The organism is Marinobacter salexigens (genome assembly GCF_018860765.1).
GTDB classification, from domain to species: Bacteria; Pseudomonadota; Gammaproteobacteria; order Pseudomonadales; family Oleiphilaceae; genus Marinobacter; species Marinobacter salexigens_A.
The window spans coordinates 165,559-192,249 of the sequence record NZ_JAHKPV010000018.1; the positions used below are offsets into that span (position 1 = coordinate 165,559).

At 52.3% G+C, this 26,691-nt stretch carries 23 protein-coding genes; 12 read left to right on the top strand and 11 right to left on the bottom strand.

Annotated features, from left to right (window positions below):
• Nucleotides 1-8: 8 nt before the first annotated feature.
• Nucleotides 9-3,491, bottom strand: a complete 3,483-nt coding sequence (gene dnaE / locus KO508_RS10620) for a DNA polymerase III subunit alpha (protein ID WP_216008290.1) — start codon at nt 3,489-3,491, stop codon at nt 9-11.
• A 74-nt stretch (nt 3,492-3,565) separates the two neighbouring features.
• Nucleotides 3,566-3,937 carry a TlpA family protein disulfide reductase gene (locus tag KO508_RS10625; protein ID WP_252738066.1) on the bottom strand — a complete coding sequence of 124 codons (372 nt, stop codon included), beginning with the start codon at nt 3,935-3,937 and terminating at the stop codon, nt 3,566-3,568.
• Nucleotides 3,938-4,101: 164 nt separating this feature from the next.
• Here KO508_RS10625 and arsC point away from each other — a divergent pair, with 164 nt between their 5' ends.
• From arsC to KO508_RS10645, 4 genes are read left to right on the top strand one after another with little or no spacing between them, the layout of a single operon-like run.
• Nucleotides 4,102-4,455 carry an arsenate reductase (glutaredoxin) gene (gene arsC / locus KO508_RS10630; RefSeq protein WP_216008292.1) on the top strand — a complete coding sequence of 118 codons (354 nt, stop codon included), beginning with the start codon at nt 4,102-4,104 and terminating at the stop codon, nt 4,453-4,455.
• Between the two features lie 30 nt (nt 4,456-4,485).
• A complete protein-coding gene (gene wrbA / locus KO508_RS10635; protein WP_216008293.1) occupies nt 4,486-5,091 on the top strand; it encodes an NAD(P)H:quinone oxidoreductase in 606 nt (201 codons plus the stop codon).
• Between the two features lie 53 nt (nt 5,092-5,144).
• Nucleotides 5,145-5,504, top strand: coding sequence for a DUF2069 domain-containing protein (locus tag KO508_RS10640; protein ID WP_216008294.1), 360 nt, complete (start codon nt 5,145-5,147; stop codon nt 5,502-5,504).
• A 29-nt stretch (nt 5,505-5,533) separates the two neighbouring features.
• Complete coding sequence (locus KO508_RS10645; protein ID WP_216008295.1) at nt 5,534-7,360, top strand: GspE/PulE family protein; 1,827 nt, start codon at nt 5,534-5,536, stop codon at nt 7,358-7,360.
• A gap of 39 nt (nt 7,361-7,399) precedes the next feature.
• Here KO508_RS10645 and KO508_RS10650 read toward each other — a convergent pair whose 3' ends face one another.
• The 9 genes from KO508_RS10650 to smrA form a co-directional block, all read right to left on the bottom strand.
• Nucleotides 7,400-8,455, bottom strand: a complete 1,056-nt coding sequence (locus KO508_RS10650; RefSeq protein ID WP_354668023.1) for a DUF3080 domain-containing protein — start codon at nt 8,453-8,455, stop codon at nt 7,400-7,402.
• A gap of 41 nt (nt 8,456-8,496) precedes the next feature.
• On the bottom strand, nt 8,497-9,189 hold the full coding sequence (mtnC, locus tag KO508_RS10655) for an acireductone synthase (RefSeq protein ID WP_216008296.1): 693 nt from the start codon (nt 9,187-9,189) through the stop codon (nt 8,497-8,499).
• Nucleotides 9,186-9,746 carry a 1,2-dihydroxy-3-keto-5-methylthiopentene dioxygenase gene (locus tag KO508_RS10660; protein WP_216008297.1) on the bottom strand — a complete coding sequence of 187 codons (561 nt, stop codon included), beginning with the start codon at nt 9,744-9,746 and terminating at the stop codon, nt 9,186-9,188. Before KO508_RS10660 ends, mtnC begins: the two co-directional genes overlap by 4 nt.
• Nucleotides 9,743-10,369, bottom strand: coding sequence for a methylthioribulose 1-phosphate dehydratase (locus tag KO508_RS10665; RefSeq protein WP_216008319.1), 627 nt, complete (start codon nt 10,367-10,369; stop codon nt 9,743-9,745). The genes KO508_RS10660 and KO508_RS10665 overlap by 4 nt, the downstream gene beginning before the upstream one ends.
• A gap of 4 nt (nt 10,370-10,373) precedes the next feature.
• The gene (locus KO508_RS10670; RefSeq protein ID WP_216008298.1) at nt 10,374-11,444 is read right to left on the bottom strand and encodes an XdhC family protein; all 1,071 of its coding nucleotides are present in this window, start codon (nt 11,442-11,444) and stop codon (nt 10,374-10,376) included.
• On the bottom strand, nt 11,437-13,641 hold the full coding sequence (locus KO508_RS10675) for a xanthine dehydrogenase family protein molybdopterin-binding subunit (protein ID WP_216008299.1): 2,205 nt from the start codon (nt 13,639-13,641) through the stop codon (nt 11,437-11,439). Before KO508_RS10675 ends, KO508_RS10670 begins: the two co-directional genes overlap by 8 nt.
• A gap of 1 nt (nt 13,642) precedes the next feature.
• Nucleotides 13,643-14,137: a (2Fe-2S)-binding protein gene (locus KO508_RS10680; protein WP_216008300.1), complete on the bottom strand. Its 495-nt coding sequence runs from the start codon at nt 14,135-14,137 to the stop codon at nt 13,643-13,645.
• A 77-nt stretch (nt 14,138-14,214) separates the two neighbouring features.
• A complete protein-coding gene (locus KO508_RS10685; RefSeq protein WP_216008301.1) occupies nt 14,215-14,406 on the bottom strand; it encodes a membrane lipoprotein lipid attachment site-containing protein in 192 nt (63 codons plus the stop codon).
• Between the two features lie 67 nt (nt 14,407-14,473).
• Nucleotides 14,474-15,055: a DNA endonuclease SmrA gene (gene smrA / locus KO508_RS10690; RefSeq protein ID WP_216008302.1), complete on the bottom strand. Its 582-nt coding sequence runs from the start codon at nt 15,053-15,055 to the stop codon at nt 14,474-14,476.
• Between the two features lie 198 nt (nt 15,056-15,253).
• On the opposite strand from smrA, the gene KO508_RS10695 reads away from it, so the two are divergent.
• The 8 genes from KO508_RS10695 to KO508_RS10730 all read left to right on the top strand — a co-directional run bounded on the left by KO508_RS10695 (nt 15,254) and on the right by KO508_RS10730 (nt 26,656).
• Nucleotides 15,254-17,170 carry a putative nucleotidyltransferase substrate binding domain-containing protein gene (locus KO508_RS10695; RefSeq protein ID WP_216008303.1) on the top strand — a complete coding sequence of 639 codons (1,917 nt, stop codon included), beginning with the start codon at nt 15,254-15,256 and terminating at the stop codon, nt 17,168-17,170.
• A gap of 16 nt (nt 17,171-17,186) precedes the next feature.
• On the top strand, nt 17,187-17,894 hold the full coding sequence (locus tag KO508_RS10700) for a 3'-5' exonuclease (protein ID WP_216008304.1): 708 nt from the start codon (nt 17,187-17,189) through the stop codon (nt 17,892-17,894).
• Between the two features lie 209 nt (nt 17,895-18,103).
• Nucleotides 18,104-18,367: a DUF4212 domain-containing protein gene (locus KO508_RS10705; RefSeq protein ID WP_200366440.1), complete on the top strand. Its 264-nt coding sequence runs from the start codon at nt 18,104-18,106 to the stop codon at nt 18,365-18,367.
• A gap of 4 nt (nt 18,368-18,371) precedes the next feature.
• Nucleotides 18,372-20,153, top strand: coding sequence for a sodium:solute symporter family protein (locus KO508_RS10710; RefSeq protein WP_216008305.1), 1,782 nt, complete (start codon nt 18,372-18,374; stop codon nt 20,151-20,153).
• Nucleotides 20,154-20,248: 95 nt separating this feature from the next.
• Nucleotides 20,249-20,755, top strand: coding sequence for a hypothetical protein (locus KO508_RS10715; RefSeq protein ID WP_216008306.1), 507 nt, complete (start codon nt 20,249-20,251; stop codon nt 20,753-20,755).
• Between the two features lie 53 nt (nt 20,756-20,808).
• Nucleotides 20,809-24,330 carry a hybrid sensor histidine kinase/response regulator gene (locus KO508_RS10720; protein WP_216008307.1) on the top strand — a complete coding sequence of 1,174 codons (3,522 nt, stop codon included), beginning with the start codon at nt 20,809-20,811 and terminating at the stop codon, nt 24,328-24,330.
• On the top strand, nt 24,327-25,979 hold the full coding sequence (locus KO508_RS10725; RefSeq protein ID WP_216008308.1) for a response regulator: 1,653 nt from the start codon (nt 24,327-24,329) through the stop codon (nt 25,977-25,979). The genes KO508_RS10720 and KO508_RS10725 overlap by 4 nt, the downstream gene beginning before the upstream one ends.
• Nucleotides 25,976-26,656, top strand: coding sequence for a sensor histidine kinase (locus tag KO508_RS10730; protein WP_216008309.1), 681 nt, complete (start codon nt 25,976-25,978; stop codon nt 26,654-26,656). The genes KO508_RS10725 and KO508_RS10730 overlap by 4 nt, the downstream gene beginning before the upstream one ends.
• The last annotated feature ends 35 nt before the right edge of the window (nt 26,657-26,691 follow it).

Genomic DNA, 26,691 nt, shown 5'->3' on the forward strand with positions numbered 1-26,691 from the left:
TTAATCATTCAATCATAGACCAGTTCTACGCACTGGTCGCCCACCAGATACTTCAATTCCAGCAACAAGTTGTCATCCGGCTGCACACGCCAAGCCTCTCCCAACTCAATTCTAGTACTTGCTTCCGGACTGCAGTATTCAATCCATACGGGGCTGCCGTCGCAACGAAAAGGCCGTAGGGTGCTGTCGATTTTATCCAACAGTCCATTCTGAAGCTGGTCAGCATGCAAGTTCAACTTCAAGCCCTTGCTGAACTGCTTGCGCGCACTAGGTACGTCCATGACCGAACTGACGCGCATTTTCATCTGCCCAGAGTAGTCATCGTGGCTTACCTGACCTTCAACCACAATCACCTGATCTGATTGCAACAACTCGCGGTTTTCAAAGAACGCCTCAGAAAACAGTGTTGCCTCAATTCGCGCGCTGCGGTCATCCAGTGTAATAAAGCACATGGTGGAGCCGGTGCGAGTTTTCATGGTTCGCTGAGCAATCACCAGCCCGGCGACTCGTTGCGGTGATTTATTGGGTTTTAAATCCGATATAGATGAGCGCACAAAGCGCCGAACTTCGCGTTCATATTCATCAAACGGATGGCCCGTAAGATACAGCCCCAGAGTGTCTTTCTCGCCTTTCAGGCGCTGCTTCTCGGGCCACTCGCGCACGCCCACCACATCAGCATAGGGATCGCCGCCGTCACCGGCTTCCAGCATATCGCCGAACATATCCACCATACCGACGGATTCATTGCGCGATTGTTGATCCGCCTGTTGAACAGCTTTGGGGATACTGGCCATCAGTTGGGCCCGACTAGCACCTAGCTTGTCCATGGCACCGGAACGAATCAAGGCTTCCATCGCCCGTTTGTTGATTTTTTTCAAATCCACCTTTCGGCAGAAGTCGAAAAGGTCCTGATAAGGTTCGCCGCTGGCTCGACCTTCTACTATGGCCTGAATCGGGCCTTCACCCAACCCTTTGATAGCACCGAGGCCATAGACAATCTGACCTTCATCATTAACGGTAAAGGTATACTCCGAGCGGCTTACATCCGGCAGTACCAAGTCCAGCTTGAGGTTGCGGCACTCTTCAACCAGCGTGACAACTTTGTCCGTATTCTGCATATCTGCGGTCAAAACTGCAGCCATGAACTCAGCGGTATAGTGGGCCTTCAACCACAGGGTCTGGTAAGACACCAATGCGTAGGCAGCAGAGTGAGACTTGTTAAAGCCGTAACCAGCAAACTTTTCAACCAAATCAAAAATGTTTTCAGCAAGGGTTTTATTGATCCCATTGCTTTCACACCCATCGAGGAAAAACTGCTTTTGCTTAGCCATTTCCTCGGGCTTTTTCTTACCCATGGCACGACGCAGCATATCCGCGTTACCCAGACTATAGCCACCCATCACCTGAGCAATCTGCATGACCTGCTCCTGATAAAGGATAACCCCATAGGTAGGCTCCAGAACCGGCTTCAAGCCTTCGTATTGATAATCAGGGTGGGGGAAAGACATCGGTTGCTTACCGTGCTTTCGGTCAATAAAGTCGTCCACCATGCCCGACTGCAATGGCCCGGGGCGGAACAGCGCAACCAAAGCGATCATGTCCTCTAGAGAGTCTGGCTGTAGGCGACGGATTAGATCCTTCATGCCTCGGGATTCCAGCTGGAATACGGCGGTGGTATCCGCTTTTTTCAGCATTACGAAGGAAGCCGGGTCATCCAGCGGGATTTCATTGATGTCCAGCGGCGGCAATCCCCGGCTCTCCCTCCGCGGATTAATCATTTTCAAAGCCCAGTCGATGATGGTCAGCGTACGCAGGCCCAAAAAGTCAAACTTCACCAGACCAGCGTCTTCCACATCGTTTTTATCGAACTGGGTCACCAAACTACCGCCATCATCGTCACAGTACAGCGGCGAGAAGTCGGTAATTTTGGTGGGTGCGATCACCACGCCACCGGCGTGTTTGCCGGCGTTCCGGCACACACCCTCAAGCTTTAGGGCCATCTCCCAAATTTCCTGAGCTTCTTCATCCTGCTCTAGGAATTCCTGAAGGCTTGGCTCCTGCTCAACCGCTTTACCCAAAGTCATTCCCACTTCGAAGGGAATCATTTTGGACAGCTTATCTGCGAGACCATAGGATTTGCCCTGCACACGGGCCACATCTCGCACTACCGCTTTCGCCGCCATGGTGCCGAATGTAATGATCTGGGAAACCGCCTCCCGGCCGTATTTTTCGGCTACGTAGGCAATAACCCGATCCCGCCCTTCCATACAGAAGTCGACGTCAAAGTCGGGCATGGATACCCGTTCCGGGTTAAGAAAGCGTTCGAACAGCAAGTCGTATTCTAGGGGATCCAAGTCGGTGATAAGCTGAGCGTAAGCAACCAACGAACCCGCACCGGAACCGCGGCCCGGACCAACGGGTACGCCGTTGTTCTTAGCCCACTTGATAAAGTCCATTACGATCAGGAAGTAGCCTGGGAATCCCATCTGGATGATGATATCCAGCTCGAAATTCAGCCGCTTGTAGTAGGCTTCGCGCTTACTGTCGTAATCGGGATCGTCTTTGGGCAAGGTTTTGGCCAGACGGTCTTCCAAACCATCCTCAGACACTTTGCGGAAGTATTCATCCATGGTCATGCCTTCCGGCACCGGATAATTGGGCAAGAAGTATTCGCCCAATCGCACGGTAACCGAGCAGCGCCGCGCTATCTCGACAGTGTTTTGGATGGCTTCGGGTACATCGCTGAACAACTCAATCATTTCTTCAGCGCTGCGCAAGTATTGTTGGTCGCTGAAGCGGCGATCACGTCGGGGGTCGTCTAGTGCACGGCTTTCACCGATACAGACCCGAGCCTCATGGGCTTCGAAGTCATCAGCCTCCAAAAAATGCACGTCGTTTGTCGCTACAACGGGAAGCCCTAGCTCCTGAGCAAGTTCGACACTCATGTGCAGGCAGTCTTCATCACCAGGCCGGCCGGTTCTTTGTAGCTCCAGATAATAAGAGCCAGGGTAAAGGTTCATCCAATACTCAGCCCGAGCTTTCGCCAGTTCGGGTTTGTCAGCCAGCAAAGCCTTACAGACATCACCCATTTTAGCCCCAGACATGGCAATCAAGCCTTCAGCTCTGGTCTCTAGCCATTTGCGTTGAACAATCGGCTTGCCAAAACGCTGACCCTCCGTGTACCCAAGGGAAATGATTTCTGTGAGATTGAGGTACCCTTGGTTGTCGCGGGCTAGCAAGGTTAGGCGGAACGGAATTTCCGGCTCGTCTGGGTTTTCTAACCAAAGGTCCGCACCGATAACCGGTTTGACGCCTGCCCCGGTTGTCGTTTTGTAGAACCGCACCAGCGAGCACATGTTCGACTGCTCCGTGAGACCTACAGCAGGCATACCAAGCTCCACAACTCGTTCGACCAGAGGCTTTACGCGAACGAGGCCGTCCACCATGGAATGTTCGGAGTGCACGCGAAGGTGTACAAAAGTCTGCGACATAGCGTCAGGTAATTCCTGCATGTGTATTCATTAAAAGGATTTGAGTGGTCGGGAACACCGTGCCCGAGAAGCGCTCACCCGCCAATCAATGCGCGTATATCGGCTTCCGTCTGAGGGCCGAAACGAGCCTCCACGAGATCCCCTTCGGGGTTAACAATGAAGGTTGCCGGTAAGGCAACCGGGAGCTTCCAGTCGAATTCGGGGCCCGGATCCTGACCAAGCATGGTGTATTCAATGCCCATTCGTTTACCGAGATCTACTAAAGCTTGTCCTTTCACATCGTCAAAGTTGATGCCAAGCACGGTAATATCCGGCGCTTTGTCCAGCTCGTTAAATTCCGGGATTTCTTCCAGACAAGGCTTACACCATTCAGCCCAGTAATTAACCAACACCCACTGGCCCCGCAGGTCATCCCAGACGAGTTTTGGGCCGTCGGCTCTTTCCAGCTCAACTTTTTGGCAACCGGCTAATGCAACCGTTAAAAATACCGCTGCCGTAACTACTGCTCTCCGAGTTAACCGGCGGATGACAGGGTTCTGCACGGGAAAACCTCCTGTTAGACTGCTTGCCACAAATAATTGCAGCTCCATTTCAACAAACAGGCACGAACATGACAGAACCCATCCGGATTTTCCACAACCCCCGCTGCTCAAAATCTCGCCAGACGCTCGAACTACTCACGGAACGAGGTATTGAACCGGAGATTATACGCTACCTGGAAACACCGCCAACAGAGCAAGAACTTTCCGATATTCTTGAGGCGCTCGGCCGCCAGCCGCGCGAACTAATGCGCACCGGCGAAAGTGAATTCAAAGATCAAGGTCTGGACAACCCGAGCCTTACCCGAGACCAACTGATTGCTGCTATGGTAGCTAGCCCAAAGTTGATTGAAAGACCCATTGTGATCGCCAACGGCAAAGCTGCCGTGGGACGCCCACCGGAAAATATTCTAACCATTCTTTGATTGTACGACCGCCGACTAAAGGAAGCCAAAGTGTCTGAGCAACTGCCTTATGTTCTAATTCTCTATTACAGCCGCAACGGACAGACTGCGGAGCTGGCAAGCCAGATAGGCCGTGGCGTCGCAAAGGTGAAGGGTATCGAGGCAAAACTGCGCTCCGTTCCCATGGTTTCGCCCGATACAGACGCATCCTTGCCTCCAGTTCCAGATACGGGTGCGCCTTATGCCAGCAAGTCTGACCTCGCTAATTGCGCAGGTCTGGCTATTGGCAGTCCCACCCGGTTTGGCAATATGGCAGCACCGCTCAAACACTTTCTCGACACCACTGGGGACCTATGGCTTGGCGGCGCTCTAGAGGGCAAGCCAGCGGGGGCATTTACCTCAACCGGAAGCTTGCACGGCGGCCAAGAGGCTACATTACTGACGATGATGATACCGTTGCTGCACCACGGCATGGTGTTATGTGGGCTTCCCTATACTGATGGAAACCTCAGTGAAACCACAACTGGCGGCACACCCTATGGCCCCACACACTGGGCTGGAACTGCGGAGCAACAACCGTTGAGCAAACATGAAAAGGCCCTCTGCCAGCTATTTGGTGAACGCCTTGCAAATCTGGCACTTAAGTTAGCTGATTGACACAAACACAGCCTCGCCACGTAAAGCACTTTATATTTTTCGGGAATTCAACAATGCTCCACAACCCCAAAGCCCGGCACACCGCCCACGCAACCCAGCTTCTGTATTTGGCGGTACTGGCAACCCTTTTGATCACCACCTTTTACCCGGCACCGGTTGCAGGCGTTTCCATAGCCCTTATGCTATCCGTTAAGCTGATACCGCTGCTCGCACTGGTGGTGCCAGTGTTCCGTGGCAATAATAGAGGCTATATTTGGTTAGCTTTTGCAGTAATTTTTTACTTTACTCAAGCAGTGGTTACCTCGTGGCTTAGTCAGGGTGCACCTGGTCCTGTCGTGCTTATGATCCTGACATTCCTGTTGTTCACTGTGGCCATGATTCATTTGAAAGTGAACCGGCCAGTTGCAGATTGATTCGCCCCAATTCCGAAAAGTGATCCTCCATGGCTGATTTCACGAAAGCAGAGCACACACCGTCACATTCTTCTAAGCCGCCTGCGCCTCCAAGAAGCATTCTAACATTGCGGGATATTTGTACGGCTCTGGTCAGCGACGGTGAAATCAATCAGGAGAGCGCTGAGCGGGTGCTCTCTGCCAATCTCGGCGCTGCCAGCAGTCAGACAGCAAAACGTCACCCTCTGGAACTTGTTGCTATTGCTGCGCTTACAAGCGAAAAGAGCGGCAAAACCCTCGATCTCGACCGTCTTACGCAGTGGCTTGCAGGATGGGCTGGCCAGCCCTATTACCACATTGATCCATTAAAAATAGACACACCCGCGATTGCCCGGGTTATGTCTTATGCATTCGCCCAACGCCACGGCATTCTTGCCGTTGAGATTGGGCCGGACGAAATAGTAGTGGCCAGTGCGGAGCCCTTCAAAATCGACTGGGAGGGCAACCTACACCAAGCAGTGCGCAAAGATATTCGTCGCGTAGTGGCAAACCCCGAAGATATTCGGCGCTACTCCGTCGAGTTCTATCAGCTCGCGAACTCTGTGAATAAAGCCAGTGGTGGTCAAGGCCCGAGCAACAGCGCAGGTCATCAGAACCTAGAACAACTACTGGACTTAGGCGCAAGCGACAGCGCAGATGCCAACGACCAACACGTTGTACGCATTGTCGACTGGCTACTCCAATATGCCTTTGATCAGCGCGCCTCTGACATTCACATTGAGCCAAGACGCACCCTAACCCACATACGCTTTCGGATCGATGGCGTGTTGCACAGCGTTTACGAGTTTCCTGAACATGTGGGTATGGCCATCACCAGCAGGCTAAAAATTCTGGGGCGACTGAATGTTGCCGAAAAACGCAGGCCTCAAGATGGCCGCCTAAAAACTCGCAAGCCCGATAACAGCGAAGTAGAGCTTCGTTTGGCTACCATGCCAACGGCGTTCGGCGAAAAAATGGTCATGCGAATATTCGACCCTGATGTGTTGCTGAAGTCCTATGAACAGCTGGGGTTCAGCCGCGAAGACCGGGAGCGCTGGCAGGAAGCAACCTCAAAGCCCCACGGAATTGTGTTAGTTACCGGCCCTACAGGGTCTGGTAAAACCACAACGCTGTACTCCACCCTGAAGCAGATCGCATCTGCCGAACTGAATGTTTGTACCATTGAAGACCCCATCGAAATGGTGGAGCCAGCATTCAATCAGATGCAAGTTCAAACCAATATTGACCTGAGCTTTGCTTCCGGCGTTCGGGCGTTACTGCGGCAAGACCCCGACATCATTATGATTGGGGAGATACGCGATTTGGAAACCGCTGAAATGGCGGTTCAAGCAGCCCTGACCGGACACTTAGTGCTCTCAACCCTGCACACCAACGACGCGCCAAGCGCGCTGACTCGAATGATGGAACTGGGCATTCCTCCCTATCTCATCCGAGCAACGGTATTAGGCGTTATGGCCCAACGCTTGGTTCGCACGCTCTGCCCACATTGCAAAGTCTCAGCGCCCGTTGACACGCAGGCCTGGCAGACGCTGACTAAACCCTGGAAAGCCCCACCACCAAAACACTTCCATAAACCTGTAGGTTGTCTGGAATGCCGCAATACCGGCTACCTTGGCCGTGCGGGCGTGTACGAAATCATGACGCTGTCGGGCGCACTCACGAGCCAGATTACTGACCACTGCGAACTTGAACAGCTAAGGCTGGACGCTTATCGAGAAGGCATGAAATCACTGAGGTTGAGCGGCGCGCAAAAAGTGGCCAGCGGCCAGACCACCGTTGAGGAAATTCTCCGAGTTACACCGGCAAGCCAACGCTGACTTCAAGGCGAGTGTTTGCTAAACAAATACAAGCAGCCGTTATGCTCCCGGCCTCAACCCACACTGTTCAAGCAGCGCTTGCCACGCTTTAGTGTGGGTAGTCACGGCATTATCCAGATTGGCCCACGCACTATCGTGGCCTTGTAAAGCCAGCGCCGAGCGGCTCCACTCTTGAAACACTTTCGGCATTACCTCTGCCTGCATGCTGGCAAGTTCAGATAAGGGCTCTATCAAATCTGTGCGGGCGCGACGTATATCGGCGAGGTAGGGTTGGATTTTTCCAATGTAGATACTGAAAAACATACTTTGAACGATATCAGACTGGCTATTTGGTTTGCCGCTGAAGCACAGCGGGCGAGCATTCAACCGCTGGCGAATGAGGCGTGTGCCGTCTTCGAGACGCGCCGCAACCAGTCGAGCGCTATTGAGCAACTGGCCTGCCCGGTATTCCGCTTGCCAGCGCTGGTGCACCTTGCCCCAGGAGCTCAAATCTACATCAAGATTCTGTTCAAGTAGTCCAGCCACCGATTTATTTAACTGGCGCGCATCGCGGGCAAGGTCCGAGAGTGCGTTTTTTGCTTCTACCGGGTACTCACCTTTGGCGAGCGTGAATAGTGTTTCAACCTCTTCCACGCTCCAGGTTGCGTTCCAAACCGCGACTGGAAGTGATTCACGCTTACTGGCAATAGCCTGCTTTAAGACGCCTTCAAGCTCTTGACCCTCTACCGTTTCCAAACACTCGGTAGCGGCCCGGATAAAGCGCACCTCATAACGCAACCGGTTAAGGGGTTGCATCACCTTGCCCATGACAGAATTTTTCTCCCCCACCACATACTGCAACTCACAGCCGTACAAGGATAGAAAATCGAGCATGCCCAATTCCAGCTCAGGCATTGGCAGCACACGGTTACGCCGTCTTGGAATGGGCTTTGCTGCAGGCACCTCCGACAATACCGGTTCTGTATCCAGCACCCGCCCAACCCGCTCTACATACTCCTCCATCATTGGGCGAGCATCCGAGAAAGGTTTGCAACCTGCCAGCAGCAGAGCGGCCAAGGTGGGAGTGAACAATCTGGCGGCGATGGATGCTGGCACATTTACCTCCTAGACCAGCCCGGATGGGGGCTGGAAACCAGTTACCGCTTTTGCAGCAGGGCGGCGTCCACCTCGGCAAACCCTCGGGCAACAAAACGCTCCGTTTCTGGCAAATCACCATCACGGACCAACCACGCCGTTTCCATACCCGTAGCCTCGGCCGCCTCAAGTTCGGCTTCAACATCTGAGAGGAACAGAACCGTTTCGGCCTCGACACCAAGCTCCTTGAGAATATTTCGGTAGGCTTCTGGTTCTTTTTTGCCACCAATTCTAGTGTCGAAATAGCCGGAAAAGAACGGTGTAAAGTCACCAGCCGTAGTAAAGCCAAAGATCAGTTTCTGAGCTTTCACCGAACCTGAAGAGTATACGTATAAACGCAAGCCACGGTCGTGCCAGTGTTGCAGGTACTGTGCGGCATCTTCATAGATATGGCCCTGCAGTTCGCCTTTCTGATACCCCTGCTCCCAAACCATTCCCTGAAGGGCCTTGAGCGATGTGACCTTACGGTCCTCGCGAATCCATGTTTGGAGAATTTCAATCAGCGCTTCGGTATCGCCTCTGTCCACGTCTGCATCCTTGGCTACCGAATCCAGTTGCCCGGACACCTCAGGTGTGTCGCAATACTCGCGGACAAAACCCGGCAAGTGCTCTGCCGCATAGGGAAACAGGACATCGTGCACAAAGGAGATTGAACTGGTCGTACCTTCAATATCCGTAAGAATGACCCGGATCATGCTGTCACCCCCTCTAATTCCTCAAAGCGCGGTAGGCGCGAGGAAATATCTTCTCCGGTAAAGTCTGCAACCCAGCCTTCAGGGTTGGTAAACAGGCGAATGCACGTAAACTCCGGCTCTGGCCCCATATCGAACCAGTGCCGAGTGCCCTGCGGCACGCTGATCAGATCGTTTTCCTGGCACTGAACAGCGAACACTTGATCGCCAAGGTGTAAGTAGAAAATGCCCAGCCCGCGCACGAAAAAGCGCACTTCGTCTTCACTGTGAATGTGCTCATCGAGAAACTTGTTTCGGAAAGCCTCTTTCTGAGGATTATCCGGATTCAGGCTTACCACATCGGCGGTTTGAAACCCGCTCTCGGACTTCAGCTTTGCAATCTCAGAGCGATAGGCTTCCAGAATCTGTTCTGGCGCTGCATCTGCTGGCAGATTCTGGGTTGGCCAACGCTCAAAGCGGACGCCCTTGCTGTTCAGTAACTCGCCGATTTCACCTGAGTCATGGGTTACGGTTGGTGCAGCTTTCGGGTTGTGTGCGTCAAAAATACTCAAAGTTGTCATGGGCGAACCCTCTTGGTTGCAAGCTCACATTCAAACAAAAATTCAAAGGCTTCCACATGCCGCAGGCAGTCCGCCATGGTATTGCCCCAGGTATACAGACCATGCCCGCGAATCAGGTAGCCGGGTTGCTCGGGGTGTTCCAGAAACCACTCTCGGGTTTCCCGGGCCAGAGTTTCAATATCCTGCGTGTTTTCAAAAACTGGAATCGTGACCGTCGACTCATGGGTTTCCACGCCATCGAAGGCTTTTTGCAGCTCGTAGCCTTTAAATGTTAAAAGCTCCCCAGCGGGAACGAGCCGACTGAGCACGGTTGCGTTAACCGAATGGGTATGCAGAACGGCCCCAACATCCGGGAACACCGGATACAGCACCGTATGCAGCAGCGTCTCAGCTGAGGCACGGCACTCGCTTTGCACAGGCTTGCCCTGCAGATCGACAACCATGACATCGCCCGCCCCCAATTGACCTTTGTGGCGGCCAGATACCGTAATGGCAATATGTTCGTGATCTATACGAGCAGAATAGTTGCTGCTTGTAGCCGGGGACCAGCCACGCCCGTACAGGAAGCGCCCGGCATCTACTATGGCTTCGGCAACAACAGCGTATCGGCTTACATCAAACACGGTTTTACTTTCCAAAAGATGAAGAGCATGGCTCATGGGGTGTTCGCAAATGATGCCGCGCGGCAATCAAATCAGCAACAACGGAAATGGCAATTTCTGCAGGGGTTTTACTGGGTATATCGATGCCGATAGGTGCGCGCAAACGCTGCAGCTCAGCACCACCAAGGCCAAGCGATGCCAAACGTTCACGCCGAGCCTCGGATGTTCGTTTTGAACCCATGGCACCCACATAAAACGCTGGCGACTGCAGCGCCGCCAGCAAGCCCATATCGTCTATTCGCGGGTCATGTGCCAGCGCCAACACGCCGCACCAGCTATCGCTAAAAGACTCGATTATCACATCATCCGGCAATCTCCGGTCTAGTGGCAGTTTCGGGTGCCCCCAGCCAGAAGCAAAGGTTTCGCGAGGCTCACAAAGCGTGACAGTAAAATCAGCCGCACCTGCAAACTCTGCCACATAGCGTGCGACTTCTCCGGCACCAATGAGCAGCAGCCGACATTCCGGCTGCAACGTATGACGCAACTCTTGTCCGTCAAACACAATGCTGGGCTCAGAGGCAGACTCAGGCAATTGCAGCGTCATACTGCTTTGATCCGTGCTTCGATAAGCGCTTTTGGAGGTATTTTGAAGGTTGTCTTGGAGAATGACGCGCCGGGCTACTGGGTTGCGATGACTCAAAGCGTCTGCCAACTGCCGCACATGCGCTATCGCATTGCTATTGGCTGAAGCGGCACCCAAGGGCTCCACTAGCAACCGGATGCGACCACCACAGGGCAGCCGAAAGTCATCACGGTCGTTGTCGGTAATACCGTAGTCGATAACCACAGGGTAGTCAGAGCCCTCGCGGGCGGTGCGACGCAGAAGATCTTCTTCCAGACAGCCGCCTGATACGGAACCACTCCATTGCCCCGTATCACTCACCGCTAGCCAGGAACCGGCGGGCCGGGGCGATGAGCCCCAGGTTTCCACAATCGTGCATAACCACACCCGCCAGCCTTGCTCAAGCCACGACAGGACATCCTTAATCACCGATTCATGGCTACCAGTCACCGGAGCGGTAGGGCTTTCAGGCATCGGCTTTCAAAGGCAGACTGCGCTGGCGCTTGCCCGTCAAGGCAAAAAGTGCATTGCCCAGAGCCGGAATAACCGGAGGCACGCCGGGCTCGCCCACGCCTGTTGGAGCTTCCGTGCTTTGAACAATGTCCACCGTTACCTCGGGCAGCTCATATTGCCGCAGCAGCTGATAATCGTGGAAGTTGCTCTGCTGCACTTGGCCATCTTCGTAGGTTATCTCGCCGTAAAGTGCCGCGGTCAGCCCGAAGACAATCCCGCCTTCAATTTGGTCTTCTACAATGCGCGGGTTCACCACTTGGCCGCAATCCACAGCACAGGCCACCTTGTAAACCTTAATGACACCATTCTCCACCCCGGCTTCTACGACCTGAGCCACAAAGGTTCCGAAGCTTTTGAACAGGGCTATGCCTCGGCCACGACCTTGTGCAACGGGCGTATCCCAATTGGCTAATCGCGCAGCTCTGTCGAGCACTTCCAGATGTCTGGGCTGGCCCGCCAGCAGTTTTCGACGAAACTGGTAGGGGTCTTCTCCGGTTTCATGAGCCAGCTCATCCATGAAGGTTTCGACAGCAAAACCATTGTGGGAGTACCCCACTGATCGCCAGAATGTGACCGGCACACCGGGGTCGGTATGGGTATGGCGAACATCTATGTTATCCACGTTGTAGGGGTACTCTATGGCCCCCTCTATGGCCGACATGTCCTTTGGGGTTGCGATACCTTCGGCAAGCAAGCCGACTTTACCCAAGGTGTCATACATGAACTTTGGCGCCCAAGGGTACTGGGCTGGCGCAGCATTTCGCACATACCAGTCCAGCAACTGGGGCCCAACGATTTGGTGGTGCCAACCGATTAGCTTGCTGCCTTCAAAGCCAGCTTGCATCCTGTGCAGCATGGCCGGGCGATATAAGTCGTGCTGGGTATCTTCTTCCCGCGACCAAATCAGTTTCACTGGCTTTTTAATCCGGTATGCAACCGCTGCAGCTTCTTCGACATAATCTTGAGTCAAGCGGCGACCAAACCCACCACCAAGAAATGTAGTGTTGATCGTAACATCGCTCGGAGAAAGGTCGGTTACCCTAGCCGCAGCAATACGACCAAGATCGGGAGCCTGTGTGGGCGCCCACACTTCAATGCTGTTGTCCCGGTACCAGACAGTAGCATTCATCGGCTCCAGAGTTGAGTGGGCCAAATACGGCTGACTGTATTCTGCTTCAAATACTCTCTCTGCTTTTTCAAGAGAATCTTCATAATCGCCTTCGCTACGCTCCGACTCGCCGCGATCCTCATCCCCCGCCTTTCGATAGGAGGCAAACACCTCATGGGTTGAAAGCGACAAAGCTTCCTCGTTATCCCATTCTACTTTCAAGGCATCCTGAGCTTTTCGGGCACGCCAATATTTGTCGGCAACAATTGCCACGCCGCGTTGGATTTCGAATACATCCAAAACTCCCGGCATAGCACTCACATCGCTCTCATTGAACGCTTTAACCCGTGCACCGTAACGGGGTGGACGGGTTACAACGCTGTAAACCATCCCGGGCAGCTCAACATCAATGCCATAAACCGCCGTGCCAGTGGATTTGGCACGCGCATCAAGTCGGCCGCGTTGTTTGCCAATGTACTTCCACTCGCTCGCCGGTTTGAGTGCTACATCATCGCTTATGGATTCTTTAGCCGCGAGTTCCACCAACTGCCCGTAGCGCAAGGAATCCCGGCCGTTGGGGTGAAGCACCCGCCCCTGAGCAGCAGAGCAATCCGCGGAGTCCACTTGCCATATTCTAGCCGCTGCCATGATCAGCATCTGCCGCGCCGAAGCCCCTGCTGTGCGCAACGGTTCCCAACTGGTAGAAATACTGGTACTGCCGCCCGTCAGTTGTAGCTTATATAGGGGGTTGCGGTATTCAGGCGCCACCGGTGCAAACTTGGGCGTGATCGCTTCTGGATCAACCTCCAGCTCTTCCGCAATCAATGTAGTAAGACCGGTGTAAGTACCCTGCCCCATTTCAACTCTGGCCAAAGTAAAGTGAATCTCGTCGGTATTGGTTACCTCAAGCCAGACATCCGGTTTCCATTCGCCAGTTTCCTGTGTGTACCCAGTGGGCATGCCAGAACAACCGGGGAGAGACAGGGACAACATTAGGGAGCCAGACGTACCAGCACTTACTTTCAGAAAGTCGCGTCGATTGATAGCCATATCACCTCTCCTCCCCGGCTGCCGACGCATCGTATGCGAGAGGGCCTCCAGCCACCGACTCTACAGCGGCGATAATGCGCGAGTAGGTACCACAGCGGCAGAGATTGCCAGTCATGGCTGCGACAATATCGTTTCGGGTTGGAGCCGGATTCGTTGCCAAAAGATGGGCTGCACTCATGATTTGGCCAGATTGACAGTAACCGCACTGTGGCACACCCTTGGCAATCCACGCTTTTTGTAGGGCATGGAGTTGCCCATCCTCAGCCAAGCCCTCTATGGTGGTTACTTCACCACCAACCGCGAACTCCACCGGGGTCGAACAGGACCGCACCGGCTGCCCATTCAGATGTACCGTGCAAGCGCCGCACAGCCCCGCACCACAGCCGAATTTGGTGCCCTTCAGCCCCAGTTCGTCACGCAATACCCATAACAAAGGGGTATCACCCTCAATATCCAACGAGCGCTGTTCGCCGTTAACTGTAAGGCTAAGTGCCATGCCTACTCTCTCCCTATTCTCAACACCGCATGTTGGGTTCTTGTTTTTGTATGGCCGATGGCGGCTTGAAGCAGGTATTACTTCACAACTTTTTCGCCGTCTTTATTTACCCACACTTCGCGCTCATCGGTTTTCATTTTTCCGTTGGAGTCCCACACCTCACGATTCTGGGTTTTCTCATCAACCTTGCCTTTGTCGTCCCAAATCACACGGTCTTTGCAGCCCGCTAAAGCCAAAACAACAAACAATATCAGAGCAATTTTTTTCATGAAAAATCCTCAATTCAGATCAGTATATATTTATTACCGCGTCAGACTTACAAATCGCATAGCAACATTAGCGTGTGCCGTGCATTTCTCGGTTGTGTTGTTTGTCCCGGTCACTCTTGCGCACCATGACATAGACCGCTCCGGTTCCACCGTGCCGTTTCTGGGCCGAGTGGAACGCCATTACGTCTGCGAGTTCCGGCAACCACTTTGCCAAATAGCTTTTGAGCTGAGCTATACCATCGGGATTACGCTCTCCCTTCCCATGAAGAATCATCACGGACCGTAAACCGTAATTAACGCAGTCTCCGATGAACTGAAAGACCTCTTTGCGCGCCTGCTCCACCGTCATTCGATGCAGGTCAAGCCTCGCCTCAATGGGATATTGGCCCAGCCTAAGCTTGCGGAAGACTCCGTTTTGTATACCGGGTCGCTGCCAACTGAGAATGTCGTGTGCGGTTAAGGGTTCAACTATGTCCGAGGTCAGTGGATTAGCATCTCGAAGCGGTTTTTCCACGGCAGCACGCTGACGCTCCAAGTGGCCGGGCGTCAGTTCGCGGGGGGTGGTTATCTCGGCGCGATTGGGCTTTCGGATACGCCGAACATCCTTCATTTCCTCAAGAAAACTGAGGCGATCATTTTTGGTAATCATAGCCGTGCATTCAATAAGCTGAAGAATGAAGGAACTCTACCACTCGGCACGCTTTCCATAAAGAAAGCCGAGGTTTGATCAGGCTTGCATCTGGCCCCCATCAAAACGCCCAAGATGCGACCAATATCGTAGAGTGAACATGGGCTCCTGTGTTCTACACTGTAAACTGACAATAATAACGAATGGACGGGACCGGCTATGGCAGCAGCAAACCAAGATACAACTCGCCCGCAGAATACTCGCGCCATCATGGTCTTCCTCCAGTCCCACGCGCCCTTTTCCAACATGGATGACGATCATCTCGCTCGCTTTGCGGAGCATGCAACGCTTCGGTTTTACGCTGATGGCGATGTCGTTTTGTCGACAGAAGATGGAATCGTTGACAAATTCTACGTTGTTAAACAGGGACGGATTCGTGGCGAACGACATAATGAGAAAGCCGACAAGACCGAAACCACATTTGAGATAAGCCAGGGCGAGTGTTTTCCCCTAGCGGCAATCATAGGTGAGCGTCCCACTCGAACTCTGCACCGCGCAGCTGGCGACACCTTCTGTTTAAGTATTGAGCAAGACGCGTTTATAACCCTGATATCCGAGAGCGAACCATTCCGGGATTTTTGCTTACGCGGTGTCAGCAGCTTGCTGGATCAGGTTAACCAACGCATACAAACCGGCGCCATGGCGTCTATGGGGTCTAGCATCTCTCTAAGCACCCCGCTTGAGCGCTACGCCCTGCGTAACCCCATTGTGTGTAATCCAGATTTGCCTGTGCGCAAAGCCGTTGCCCGCATGCATGAAAACAATGTTGGCAGCATCGTTATCACCGACGATGTCCGCCATCCCATAGGTATTTTTACACTTCGCGACCTGCGCACCATGATTGCCGAGGAAACTTGCAGCTTAGACGAGCCCGTGGGTCAAATCATGACCAAAAACCCCTGCTATCTACCTGTACAAGCAGACGCCTTTGACGCGGCCATGCTAATGGCAGAGCACCACTTCGCACACCTCTGCGTGGTGGATGAGCACAAGCGTCTAATAGGAATGGTATCGGAGCGAGACCTCTTTTCCCTGCAAAGGGTTGATCTGGTGAACCTCGCCCGAACGATTGGTACCGCCACACATATACGTACACTGGTTAGCCTTCGTACCGATGTATCCCGCTTAGTGGACGCTATGCTGGCCCACGGAGCAGACTCTGGTCAGGTCGTTAAAATCATTACGACTCTTAACGACGTCACTGTGAGGCGAGTACTTGAGCTGAATATAAAGAAAAATGACCCGGGTATAGCATTCACCTGGCTAACGTTTGGTAGCGAAGGCCGGCAGGAGCAAACCCTGCTGACCGACCAAGACAACGGTATTTTATTCCAAACGCCAGAAGGCATGACGGACGATCAAGTACGTGAAAAGCTGTTGCCGTTCGCTCGAACAGTGAATGACGAGCTTGCCCAGTGTGGCTTTACCCTGTGCAAAGGCAACATCATGGCCAGTAACCCTAAGCTGTGCCTGAGTGATCACGAGTGGGATGACTGGTTCATCCGCTTCATTGATGCATCCACACCGCAAAATCTGGTTTACTCGTCCATCTTTCTCGACATGAGGGCGGTTTTTGGTCCCACCGACTCGTTAAACGAACTTCTTGATAAAGTGCTCGCGAGAATTCAGAAGAATGCGCTTTTCCAAAAGATGCTTGCAGGAAACGCGCTCCAGAGAAAGCCCCCGCTGACCATGTTTCGCAATTTCCGCTATGTCACTGACGGAAAAAAGCACAGTCTGGACCTCAAGCGTCAAGGATTGGCGCCTTTCGTTGAGGCCGTGCGCGTATTTGCGCTGGCCAACGGTGTAAAAAATGCAAATACGCTTGAGAGGATGAGCGAACTGGTTGGAAAGGGTATTTTTGACGACAAAGATGCCAATGCATGGAAAGACGCCTACAGCCTAATACAGGCTATTCGTATGCGCTCCCATCAGGAAATGCTGGAACGTGGCGAGGAGCTCACAAATTTGATTGACCCGAATGACCTAAATCCGCTAGACAGACGGATTTTGCGAGAATCGTTCAGGCAGGCCCAGCGTCTGCAACAAAAACTCGAAATTACCTACCAACTCTGAAGCCAGGCCGCCGCCCATGCTGCAACAGATCAAACAATGGATTGCACGTCGACGCGCCGGCATAACCGGCAATATAGCCCCAGAGAATACGCCCAAGCCTAAAACACCGGGGGACCAGCTTCTTACTGAGTGCCGCCTGATCGTACTTGACTTGGAGACCACCGGTCTACATCCCGGAAAAGATGAAGTAATCGCTGTTGGCGCAGTCGCTATCAGCGTAGGTGCTATCGACCTCAGTGATCAGTTTGACCTCGTTCTGAGGCGCCCGGAACTGGACATCACCCAAACGGTTCTAATTCACGGCATAGGCCCGGAAGCCCTCACTCAGGGCCACGAAACCGAGGATGCTCTGCTGTTTTTACTGGAATGGATGAATGGTGATCCGATACTCGCCTACCATTCTGCCTTTGATCAGAAGTTTCTTGAGAAAACACTAAAAGCAGAGTTGGGCTACACCCAGAACCACACATGGATGGACGTGGCTGATGTGCTACCTGCGTTTTTTCCGGATGCCAAAACGGGAGGCAAAGGCTTGGATCATTGGGCGGACTATTTTGGCCTTGAAGTCAGTGCCCGACACCACGCTGCTTCAGATGCGTTGGCCACGGCTGAACTCACATTAATCGCATTGAACAAAGCACGTAAAGAAGGCTTAAAAACCCTTCGAGAGTTGCACGACAAACTACGCTACCACCGCCGCCTAAGAAACATACACCACAACTGATTCAAGCGCCTTCAGGCCTTGGTAACAGGCTTACTTCAAGAAAAAACTCAAGATTTAGACCTTTTGCCAATATCTATAAATCGCCCGCAATGTAAAGTCATATAGGAGGACAAGTAGGGGAAGTACTAATATGAATAATAAACTCTCTGGTTCGCTCAGCTCATCGAAAAAACACCACAGTTAAACAAAAACAATACAGGAGTAATCCTATGCCAGGTCATAGCTACGATGCTGAAAAGTACTGGAAGGCGAACCTTCGCCTTATATTTGGGAGCCTTATTGTCTGGGCTCTGGTCTCATACGGTTTTGGAATCGTTCTGCGCCCTATGCTTTCAGGTATCCCAATCGGCGGCACCGATCTGGGTTTCTGGTTTGCTCAACAGGGCTCTATTCTCACGTTCATTGGACTTATCTTCCACTACGCGTGGCGCATGAACAGACTCGATAAACAATTCGGCGTAGACGAGGAGTAAGCGTATGAGCCAATTTGCAATCAACATCATGTTTGTAGGTGGTTCCTTCCTCATCTACATCCTTATTGCTGTCTGGGCCAAGGCTGGCAGCACAAAAGACTTCTACGTAGCCGGTGGCGGTGTTCACCCAATCACCAACGGTATGGCTATTGGTGCCGACTGGATGTCTGCTGCGTCCTTTATATCCATGGCAGGCATTATTGCCGCTAGTGGTTATGCAAGCTCCGCTTACCTAATGGGATGGACCGGCGGCTACGTTCTGCTAGCAATGCTCTTGGCGCCCTACCTGCGCAAGTTCGGTAAGTTCACGGTTCCAGAGTTTATCGGTGATCGCTTCTACAGCAAGCAAGCTCGTTTGGTTGCAGTCATCTGCCTAATCGTAGCATCGCTTACTTACGTTATCGGCCAGATGGCGGGCGCTGGCGTTGCTTTCTCTCGTTTCTTGGAGGTTGACTCTACAACCGGTCTGATGATCGCTGCTGTTGTGATCTTCATCTACTCTGTACTTGGTGGCATGAAAGGTATCACCTACACACAGGTTGCCCAGTATATTGTTCTGATCATTGCCTATACCATTCCTGCGGTTTTCATCTCTTTCCAGCTAACTGGCAACCCTGTTCCGGCATTGGGCCTGTTCTCAACACACATTGATTCTGGCATGCCGATTCTCGACAAGCTGAATCAGGTCATTACTGATGTTGGTTTCAGTGAATATTCCGCAGATGTTGATAGCCACCTGAACATGGTTCTATTCACCCTGACCCTGATGATCGGTACAGCCGGCCTACCCCACGTTATCATCCGCTTCTTCACAGTTCCGAAGGTTGCTGATGCTCGCTGGTCGGCAGGTTGGGCTCTGGTATTCATTGCCCTCCTGTACCTGACAGCGCCTGCTGTTGCGTCCATGGCTCGGTTAAACTTGATGACAACCGTTTACCCCGATGGCACAGCTGCCGAGCCGATTCGCTATGAAGATCGTCCACAGTGGGTGAAAGAGTGGGAAGTCACCGGCCTAATCAAGTACGTTGATAAAAACGAAGATGGCCTCATCCAGATGTATAATGACGGATCCGACGACGCTGCCCAAGCGTTTAAGCCGCAGGCTGAAGCTCGTGGATGGGAAGGCAATGAGCTAGACGTGAACCGTGACATTATCGTACTCGCCAATCCCGAGATAGCTAATCTTCCTGGCTGGGTTATCGGTTTGATTGCTGCAGGCGGCCTTGCTGCCGCACTATCGACAGCAGCAGGTCTCCTGTTAGCCATATCTTCGGCAGTCAGCCATGACTTGATAAAAGGCTCAATCAAGCCGGGCATATCCGATAAGGGCGAACTGTTGGCAGCTCGTATCTCCATGGCCGTTGCGATCGTTGTGGCAACTTATTTGGGTGCCAACCCGCCCGGGTTTGCTGCTCAAGTTGTGGCCTTGGCCTTTGGTATTGCCGCTGCCTCACTGTTCCCCGCGCTGATGATGGGTATATTCTCCAAGCGCATCAACAATACCGGAGCCATTGCGGGTATGCTGAGCGGCTTGGTGTTCACGCTATCGTACATCTTTGTGTACAAGGGATGGTTCTTCATTCCGGGCACAGCCAACCTCGCGGACATCCCGGCAAATTGGGTATTTGGCATTTCACCTCTGTCGATTGGCGCGATTGGTGCACTGGTCAACTTTGCGGTAGCCTTTGCTGTAGCAAATGCAACTGAAGAGCCGCCCGTTGAGATCCAGGAGCTGGTTGAAAGCGTTCGCTACCCTCGCGGTGCCGGGCAAGCTCAAGACCACTAAGCAATAAGCTGATCTGATTAACTCATCGAGTTGACAGGTTGTTCTAAACGGGCTTCCTCTGAGAGGAAGCCCGTTCTTTTTTAAGGGATGATTTTATGTTCTGGACTCTTGTCGCCACTCTATTCTGCGGACTTGGCGCCGCTGGCGTCGCTTTGGGTATCCGAGCGGTGACTCGCAACATGGCCCCTAAGTGGATTATTCCAGTATTTGCCGGCGCTGGCATGTTGGGGTACTTGATTTACGGAGAGTACACTTGGTTTGATCACAAACAATCGCGCCTGCCTGATGAGGCAGTGGTAGTAAGCACAGAACGCAAAGGGATTTTCTGGCGCCCATGGTCTTTGGCCTATCCGTATGTGACCGCATTCTCCACTGTAGACACGGATAGTATCGGGCGGGATACCAATAACCCAGACATAGTCCGGTTCACGCTTTACCACTTTGAGCAGAAAGTGACAGACACTGTTTCGCACCGCATTCACATCATTAATTGTGCAACTCGCGAACTCATTCCGATCGGCTCTGATGGAACACCACGGGTAGACAACCTCAAGGTTCTAGAGCCGGTCGACGCGCTTTATTCCACGGTATGTCCCAGCTAACATTCTAGCAACTTGTTCAGGCAACCCGCCTTACCTGAGGGAAATGCATAAATATGATTAGTGTTTGGCTGCTGGTCCTAATTTCCATCACCTACATTTCAATCCTGTTTATCATTGCCTGGGCAGGTGATAAACACCCTGGGCTGTATCGCAGGCGCTTTGCTAGAACCCACGTTTATTCTCTATCTTTAGCGGTCTACTTTACATCTTGGACTTTCTACGGCGCTGTTGGTCGCGCCACCCAAGAGGGGCTGGGGTTCCTGCCGATTTATCTCGGCCCGCTGCTCGTATTTGTCTTCGGTGCACCGCTGTTACGTCGCATTATCTATATAAGTAAACGAAACAACAGCACCTCTATCGCAGACTTCATTGCCTCCCGCTACGGTAAATCTCAGTTGCTGGCGGCTATGATTGCAACCTTCGCGCTAATTGGCAGCGTGCCCTACATAGCGCTTCAACTGAAGGCCATTGCCATGGGCTTCAGTGTACTTTCAGATACAGGTGCTGGCGCTCAGGAACTTAGCACCGCCGCGTGGAACGATTCGGCCTGGTACATCACCCTAGCCCTAACTGCCTTTACTGTACTTTTCGGTACCCGCCATTTGGAATCCACTGAACATCACCGAGGCATGATTCAGGCTGTGGCTTTCGAGTCATTAATCAAACTTGTAGCCTTTGTCGCCGTTGGGCTTTTTGTTGGATACGGGCTCTACAATGGCTTTGGAGACCTTGTTGATAATGTAAAACAGGCTGATTTGACGGGCATTCTGACAACCAATGCCATTGAAGCGCCGGCGTTCATAACACAAACGCTCGTTGCCATGCTTGCCATCATCTGCCTGCCGAGACAGTTCCACGTTATGGTTGTGGAGAATGCCGACCACCGGGACTTTGAAGTTGCACGCTGGGCGATGCCCGTTTATCTCATTGTAGCCAGCGCATTCGTACTACCCATTGCGGCAGCTGGCCTGCTGGCGCCGGAAACCGTGGCCAGCAACCCCGATATTCTTATCCTGCAACTGCCCATTATGGCCGGTAAAGAATGGCTGGCCATCCTTGCGTTTCTTGGCGGTGGCTCAGCGGCCGCTGCTATGGTTATCGTGTGCTCTGTCGCCATTGCCACCATGGTTAGCAATGAAATTATCATGCCTGCCTTGCTCAGGTTTTTCAGGCCGCGGATGAACCGCCAGACAGACCTGAGTTCGCTTCTTCTGGGCATTCGTAGAGTGGCTATTTTTATCGTCCTGCTTACGGCCTACGGCTTTTACCGTATGGCGGGAGAAGACTATAGCCTGACCTCATTTGGGCTACTCTCTTTCGCAGCCGCCGCACAATTTGGACCAGCGCTTGTGGGAGGTATCCTTTGGCGCCGCGGGAATGCAACCGGCGCAGCTTGGGGGTTAGCGCTCGGCTTTCTTATGTGGTGCTACACTTTGCTTCTCCCTGCCTTGGCGTCAACCGGCTGGTTCACTGACTCCCTGATCAACGAGGGTATATTCGGCCTTGGCTGGACCAGACCGACAGCACTTTTCGGTTTAGAACTCGACCAAACCAGCCACGGTATTATCTGGAGCCTTGGCATTAACACCTTGGTTTATATTCTACTTTCGCTAGTAACTCGCCAAAGGGTTCGCGAAAAAATACAAATCGCCTCCTTCTTCCTCGATCCTCACCCAAAAGGCGATACGGTTCACCATCAAGGCTGGCAGGGGGAAATACTCACAGCTGACTTGCAAGCACTTAGTGATAGATTTATGGGCGAGGAGCGCTCAGAAACAGTCTTCCGTAACTATGAACGCCGCAATGCAGTAAGGCTGCATCCGCACCGCCCAGCATCGTCTCACTTAATGAAATATATAGAACGCCAACTCGCGTCAGTGATTGGTGCGTCGACTGCCCGAGTGGTTTTAGAGTCGACCCTGACTGGCCGTGACATGCAGATTGAAGACGTGGTCAGCATTGTTGATGAGGCGTCACAAGCCATGACGTTTAGCCGAGAACTGCTGCAGTCGGCTATCGAGAACATTAGCCTTGGCGTCTCGGTGGTCAACCAGCAGCAGCAACTGGTTGTTTGGAACCACCGCTATCTGGAACTTTTCGCCTACCCCAAAGGTTTTGTAAGAGTCGGTCGCCCGGCAGAAGACCTAATGCGCTACAACCTGACCAACGCCAACCTGTCCGCGCGACGTATTGATGAAATTGTATCCGACCATTACGCCAGCATGCGTGAAGGCCAGCTTATTTCCTACGAGCGCCAGAGGCCGGACGGCACTATCGTTCGCATTGATGGCAGTCCGATTCCCGGTGGTGGCTACGTCACCACATTTCAGGACATCACACCAATGCGCCGCACGGAGCAGGCGCTGAAAGAAACCAACACGTACCTTGAGCAACGGGTGAAAGAACGCACTCAAGAGCTGCAGGTTATCAACGAGCAGATGCTCAAAGCCAAGTCTGTTGCCGAACAAGCCAATCAGAGCAAAACTCGCTTTCTTGCTTCCGCCAGTCATGATCTGTTACAGCCCCTGAACGCTGCGCGCCTATTTACATCTGCGCTTGCAGGTAAAGCCAACAATACCGAAACCAAAGATCTTGTTGACCATATCGACAGCTCACTGGGCGCAGCGGAAGAGATCATCAGTACCCTTCTCGATATTTCCAAGCTCGACGCTGGCGCTTTAGAATCTGACCTTGGGGTCTTTCCAGTCAACGACATCATGCGCCATCTGGCCACAGATTTTACTGCCATCGCAGAAGACCAAGGCTTGAAACTTCATGTAGTACCAAGCAGCGCTTGGGTTTACTCAGACTCCAAACTGCTCAGGCGTGTAGTTCAGAACTTTCTCTCCAACGCAATACGCTACACTCCCGAAGGAAAAATCCTGTTGGGCTGCCGACGCCTTAAAGGCTACCTGCGCATTGAGGTTTGGGATACCGGGCCAGGCATTCCGGATGATCAACTCAACTTCATTTTCGAAGAATTTCGACGTTTCCAACATGGGCGCGACAAAAAAGGCCTAGGCCTTGGGCTTGCAATTGTCGATCGAATCAGCGGAATGCTCAATCACCCCGTAAGTGTTCAGTCTATTCAGGGCAAAGGCAGTGTCTTTGGCATAACGGTTCCGCTCGCTGCTGCAGATCAGGCCTATAGAGCCGCTGAAACATTAGCAACAACGAGCGCTCGCCGCGTTTCCAGCCTTGGGGGGCTGAGCGTACTTTGTATCGACAACGACCCCGCAATACTCCAAGGAATGGTCGCTCTTCTCGGAAACTGGAAGTGCGATATTACCGCTGCGGAGAGCCTTGAGCACGCCTTAGAACAACTGGAAGCTAAACCACTGGACATTATACTTGCGGACTACCAGCTTGATGACGATAAGAACGGTCTCGATGCGATGGATGCAATTCGTAAATCAGTCGGATACGATATTCCGGGTATTTTAATAACTGGCTATATGGCATCTGAAGTTCGCGATGACGCTATCGAGCGCGGATATCAGATTCTATATAAGCCGGTTAAACCGGCAGCCCTAAGAGCTATGGTGAACAAGCTTCTGAAGCAAAAACGCTCATGAGCACGCCCGATAGCACTTCCCCACCGGATACGAGTGCCTTTGGTAAGCTCACTTATTTGGTGGTTGACGACTTTGAGAACTTCAGAATCTCAATGCGTCATATGCTTCGCAGTTGCGGCGCCAATAATATAGAACTGGTTGCCCATGCCAGAGCAGCAATACAGTATTGCACCTACAATCACGTTGATGTCGTGCTGTGTGACTTCAACTTGGATGAAGGTAGAAACGGACAGCACATTCTTGAAGAACTGCGCCACAAGAAACTTCTCAAGAGATCATCGCTCTTTTTGATGGTCACCTCCGAGACATCCAGAGAAATGGTCATGGGTGCTCGCGAATACCAACCAGACGCCTATCTTGCAAAGCCAATCAATCGGGCAATGCTGGAAAAGCGCCTCGGGAGTCTGATTAATCAACGCAATGCCTTGCTCGCAATTAATCGCGAGATCGATCGTCAGAACTACCCGGAAGCGATTTCACTCTGCACCTCTGCAATTACTCGGCTACCCCGCTACAGAACTTGGCTGATGAAAACCCTTGGGGAGTTATACCTTCAACTGGGGGATCTAACCCACGCTATCAAAGTTTATGACGAGGCATTAGCCCAGCGAGAACTACCTTGGGCCAGACTTGGGCGCAGCAAAGCTCTACTTGCCAATCATCAATACGCCGAGGCGGTTGATAGCTTGCAGAGCATGATCGCCAGCCACCCCGATTATATGGAAGCTTACGACCTTCTTGCGCAAGGCCTTGAACGCCAGCATCACCCCGGAAAAGCCCAGAGGATTCTGGAGCAGGCGATAAACCAGTCCCCCAATGCACTCCATCGGCAAAAACACTTAGCGGAGCTCGCTGAATCTAATCAGGATATGGACACGGCTGCCGAGGCATGGCGCCAAACGGTTCGCCTTGGAGCTCACTCCATTCATAACAGTGCCAACCACGACCTTTCACTCAGTAGGGTCCTCTACGATCTGAGCGATGACAACACAAGCATCGAGGGAGAGAAACTCGCTAACGAGGCTTTATCAGTTCTTGAAAGCATGGAGAAGCGATATCCGGACAACGAAATACTTGAACTTCACAGCATGGTCATTCAGTGCAGGGTTCATGCGGGTCAAGCGCACTTTGATAAAGCCCACTCCATTCTAGAGAGCGTGCGAGCAAAACTTAGTAGTGTCGATGTTTTGGAGTTAGAGGCAGGGCTGGACTATGCCAGAACCTTATACCGGCTTGAGCTTGAGAAGGAAGCTAGAGCAACACTTAGCAAGCTGACTGAGTATTACGGAGATGAACCTGACTCTGCCAGAAAAATCGAAAGCCTACTGGATGAGCCAGTCAGCTTTCGCATTAAAATTAAGGCCCGCCGTTTCAACCGGGAAGGTATTGCAGCTTTTGAGTCCGGCAAACTGTTAGAGGCAGAGGCAATCTTTTCCAAAGCACTTGAAATAATACCTGCCCACCCTGCGCTAAACCTTAATCAGGTTCAGGTGCTACTGAAACAGTACAATAACAACAGCGCAAACGGGAAAGTGCTGCTGGAACGTTGCCAACAACATCTGGATCGCTTGGATGATCTTCCCGAACAGCATGCTCAGTACAGGCGCTACCTAGCACTAAAACACAAACTAAAGGCTCTTAACCTATGAACAATCGAAATATCGACTTTTCCATGGTTTTAGCTCTGACAGTGCATGATATGAAAAACTCGCTAGGAATGCTGCTTAATTCTCTGGATGAACTGAGAATACGTAACGCAACCAATCAAACAGACACCAATAGTTTTAATACCCTGCAATATGAAGCTGAGCGTATACACAATGATCTAGTACAGCTTTTGGGAATCTATAGACTTGGCGAAAACAACCTTTCTGCGCATATCGAAGAGCAGTATGTTCCAGACTTTTTGTCAGAGCACCTTGCCAGACACTTGCCTCTCCTTGAAGGGCTTGGGATTGAGTGTTCCATTGATGCTGAGCCGCTAAACGGTTTTTTCGATGCGAACCTTTTAACAGGCGCACTGAACAATATCATTAACAATGCCATTCGTTACACAACAAGCCAAATCAAGTTAAGCGCCAGGGAAAGCGAGGGTTATCTTGTAATCAGAGTAGAGGATGACGGAAAGGGTTATCCAAAGAGTATGCAACACACAGGAACGCAAAGCTTCAAGTCTTTGGACTTCAATACTGGCAACACCAGTCTTGGGCTGTTCTTTGTTTCTGCTGTGGCCGATCTGCATAGCGAAGGGGATCGAAACGGCTGCATTAGGCTTCACAATGGTGGTGAACTTGGCGGTGGCGTTTTCGAAATTTGGCTTCCTTGACGCGATAAACTTCAAGGCATAAAAAAACCCCCACC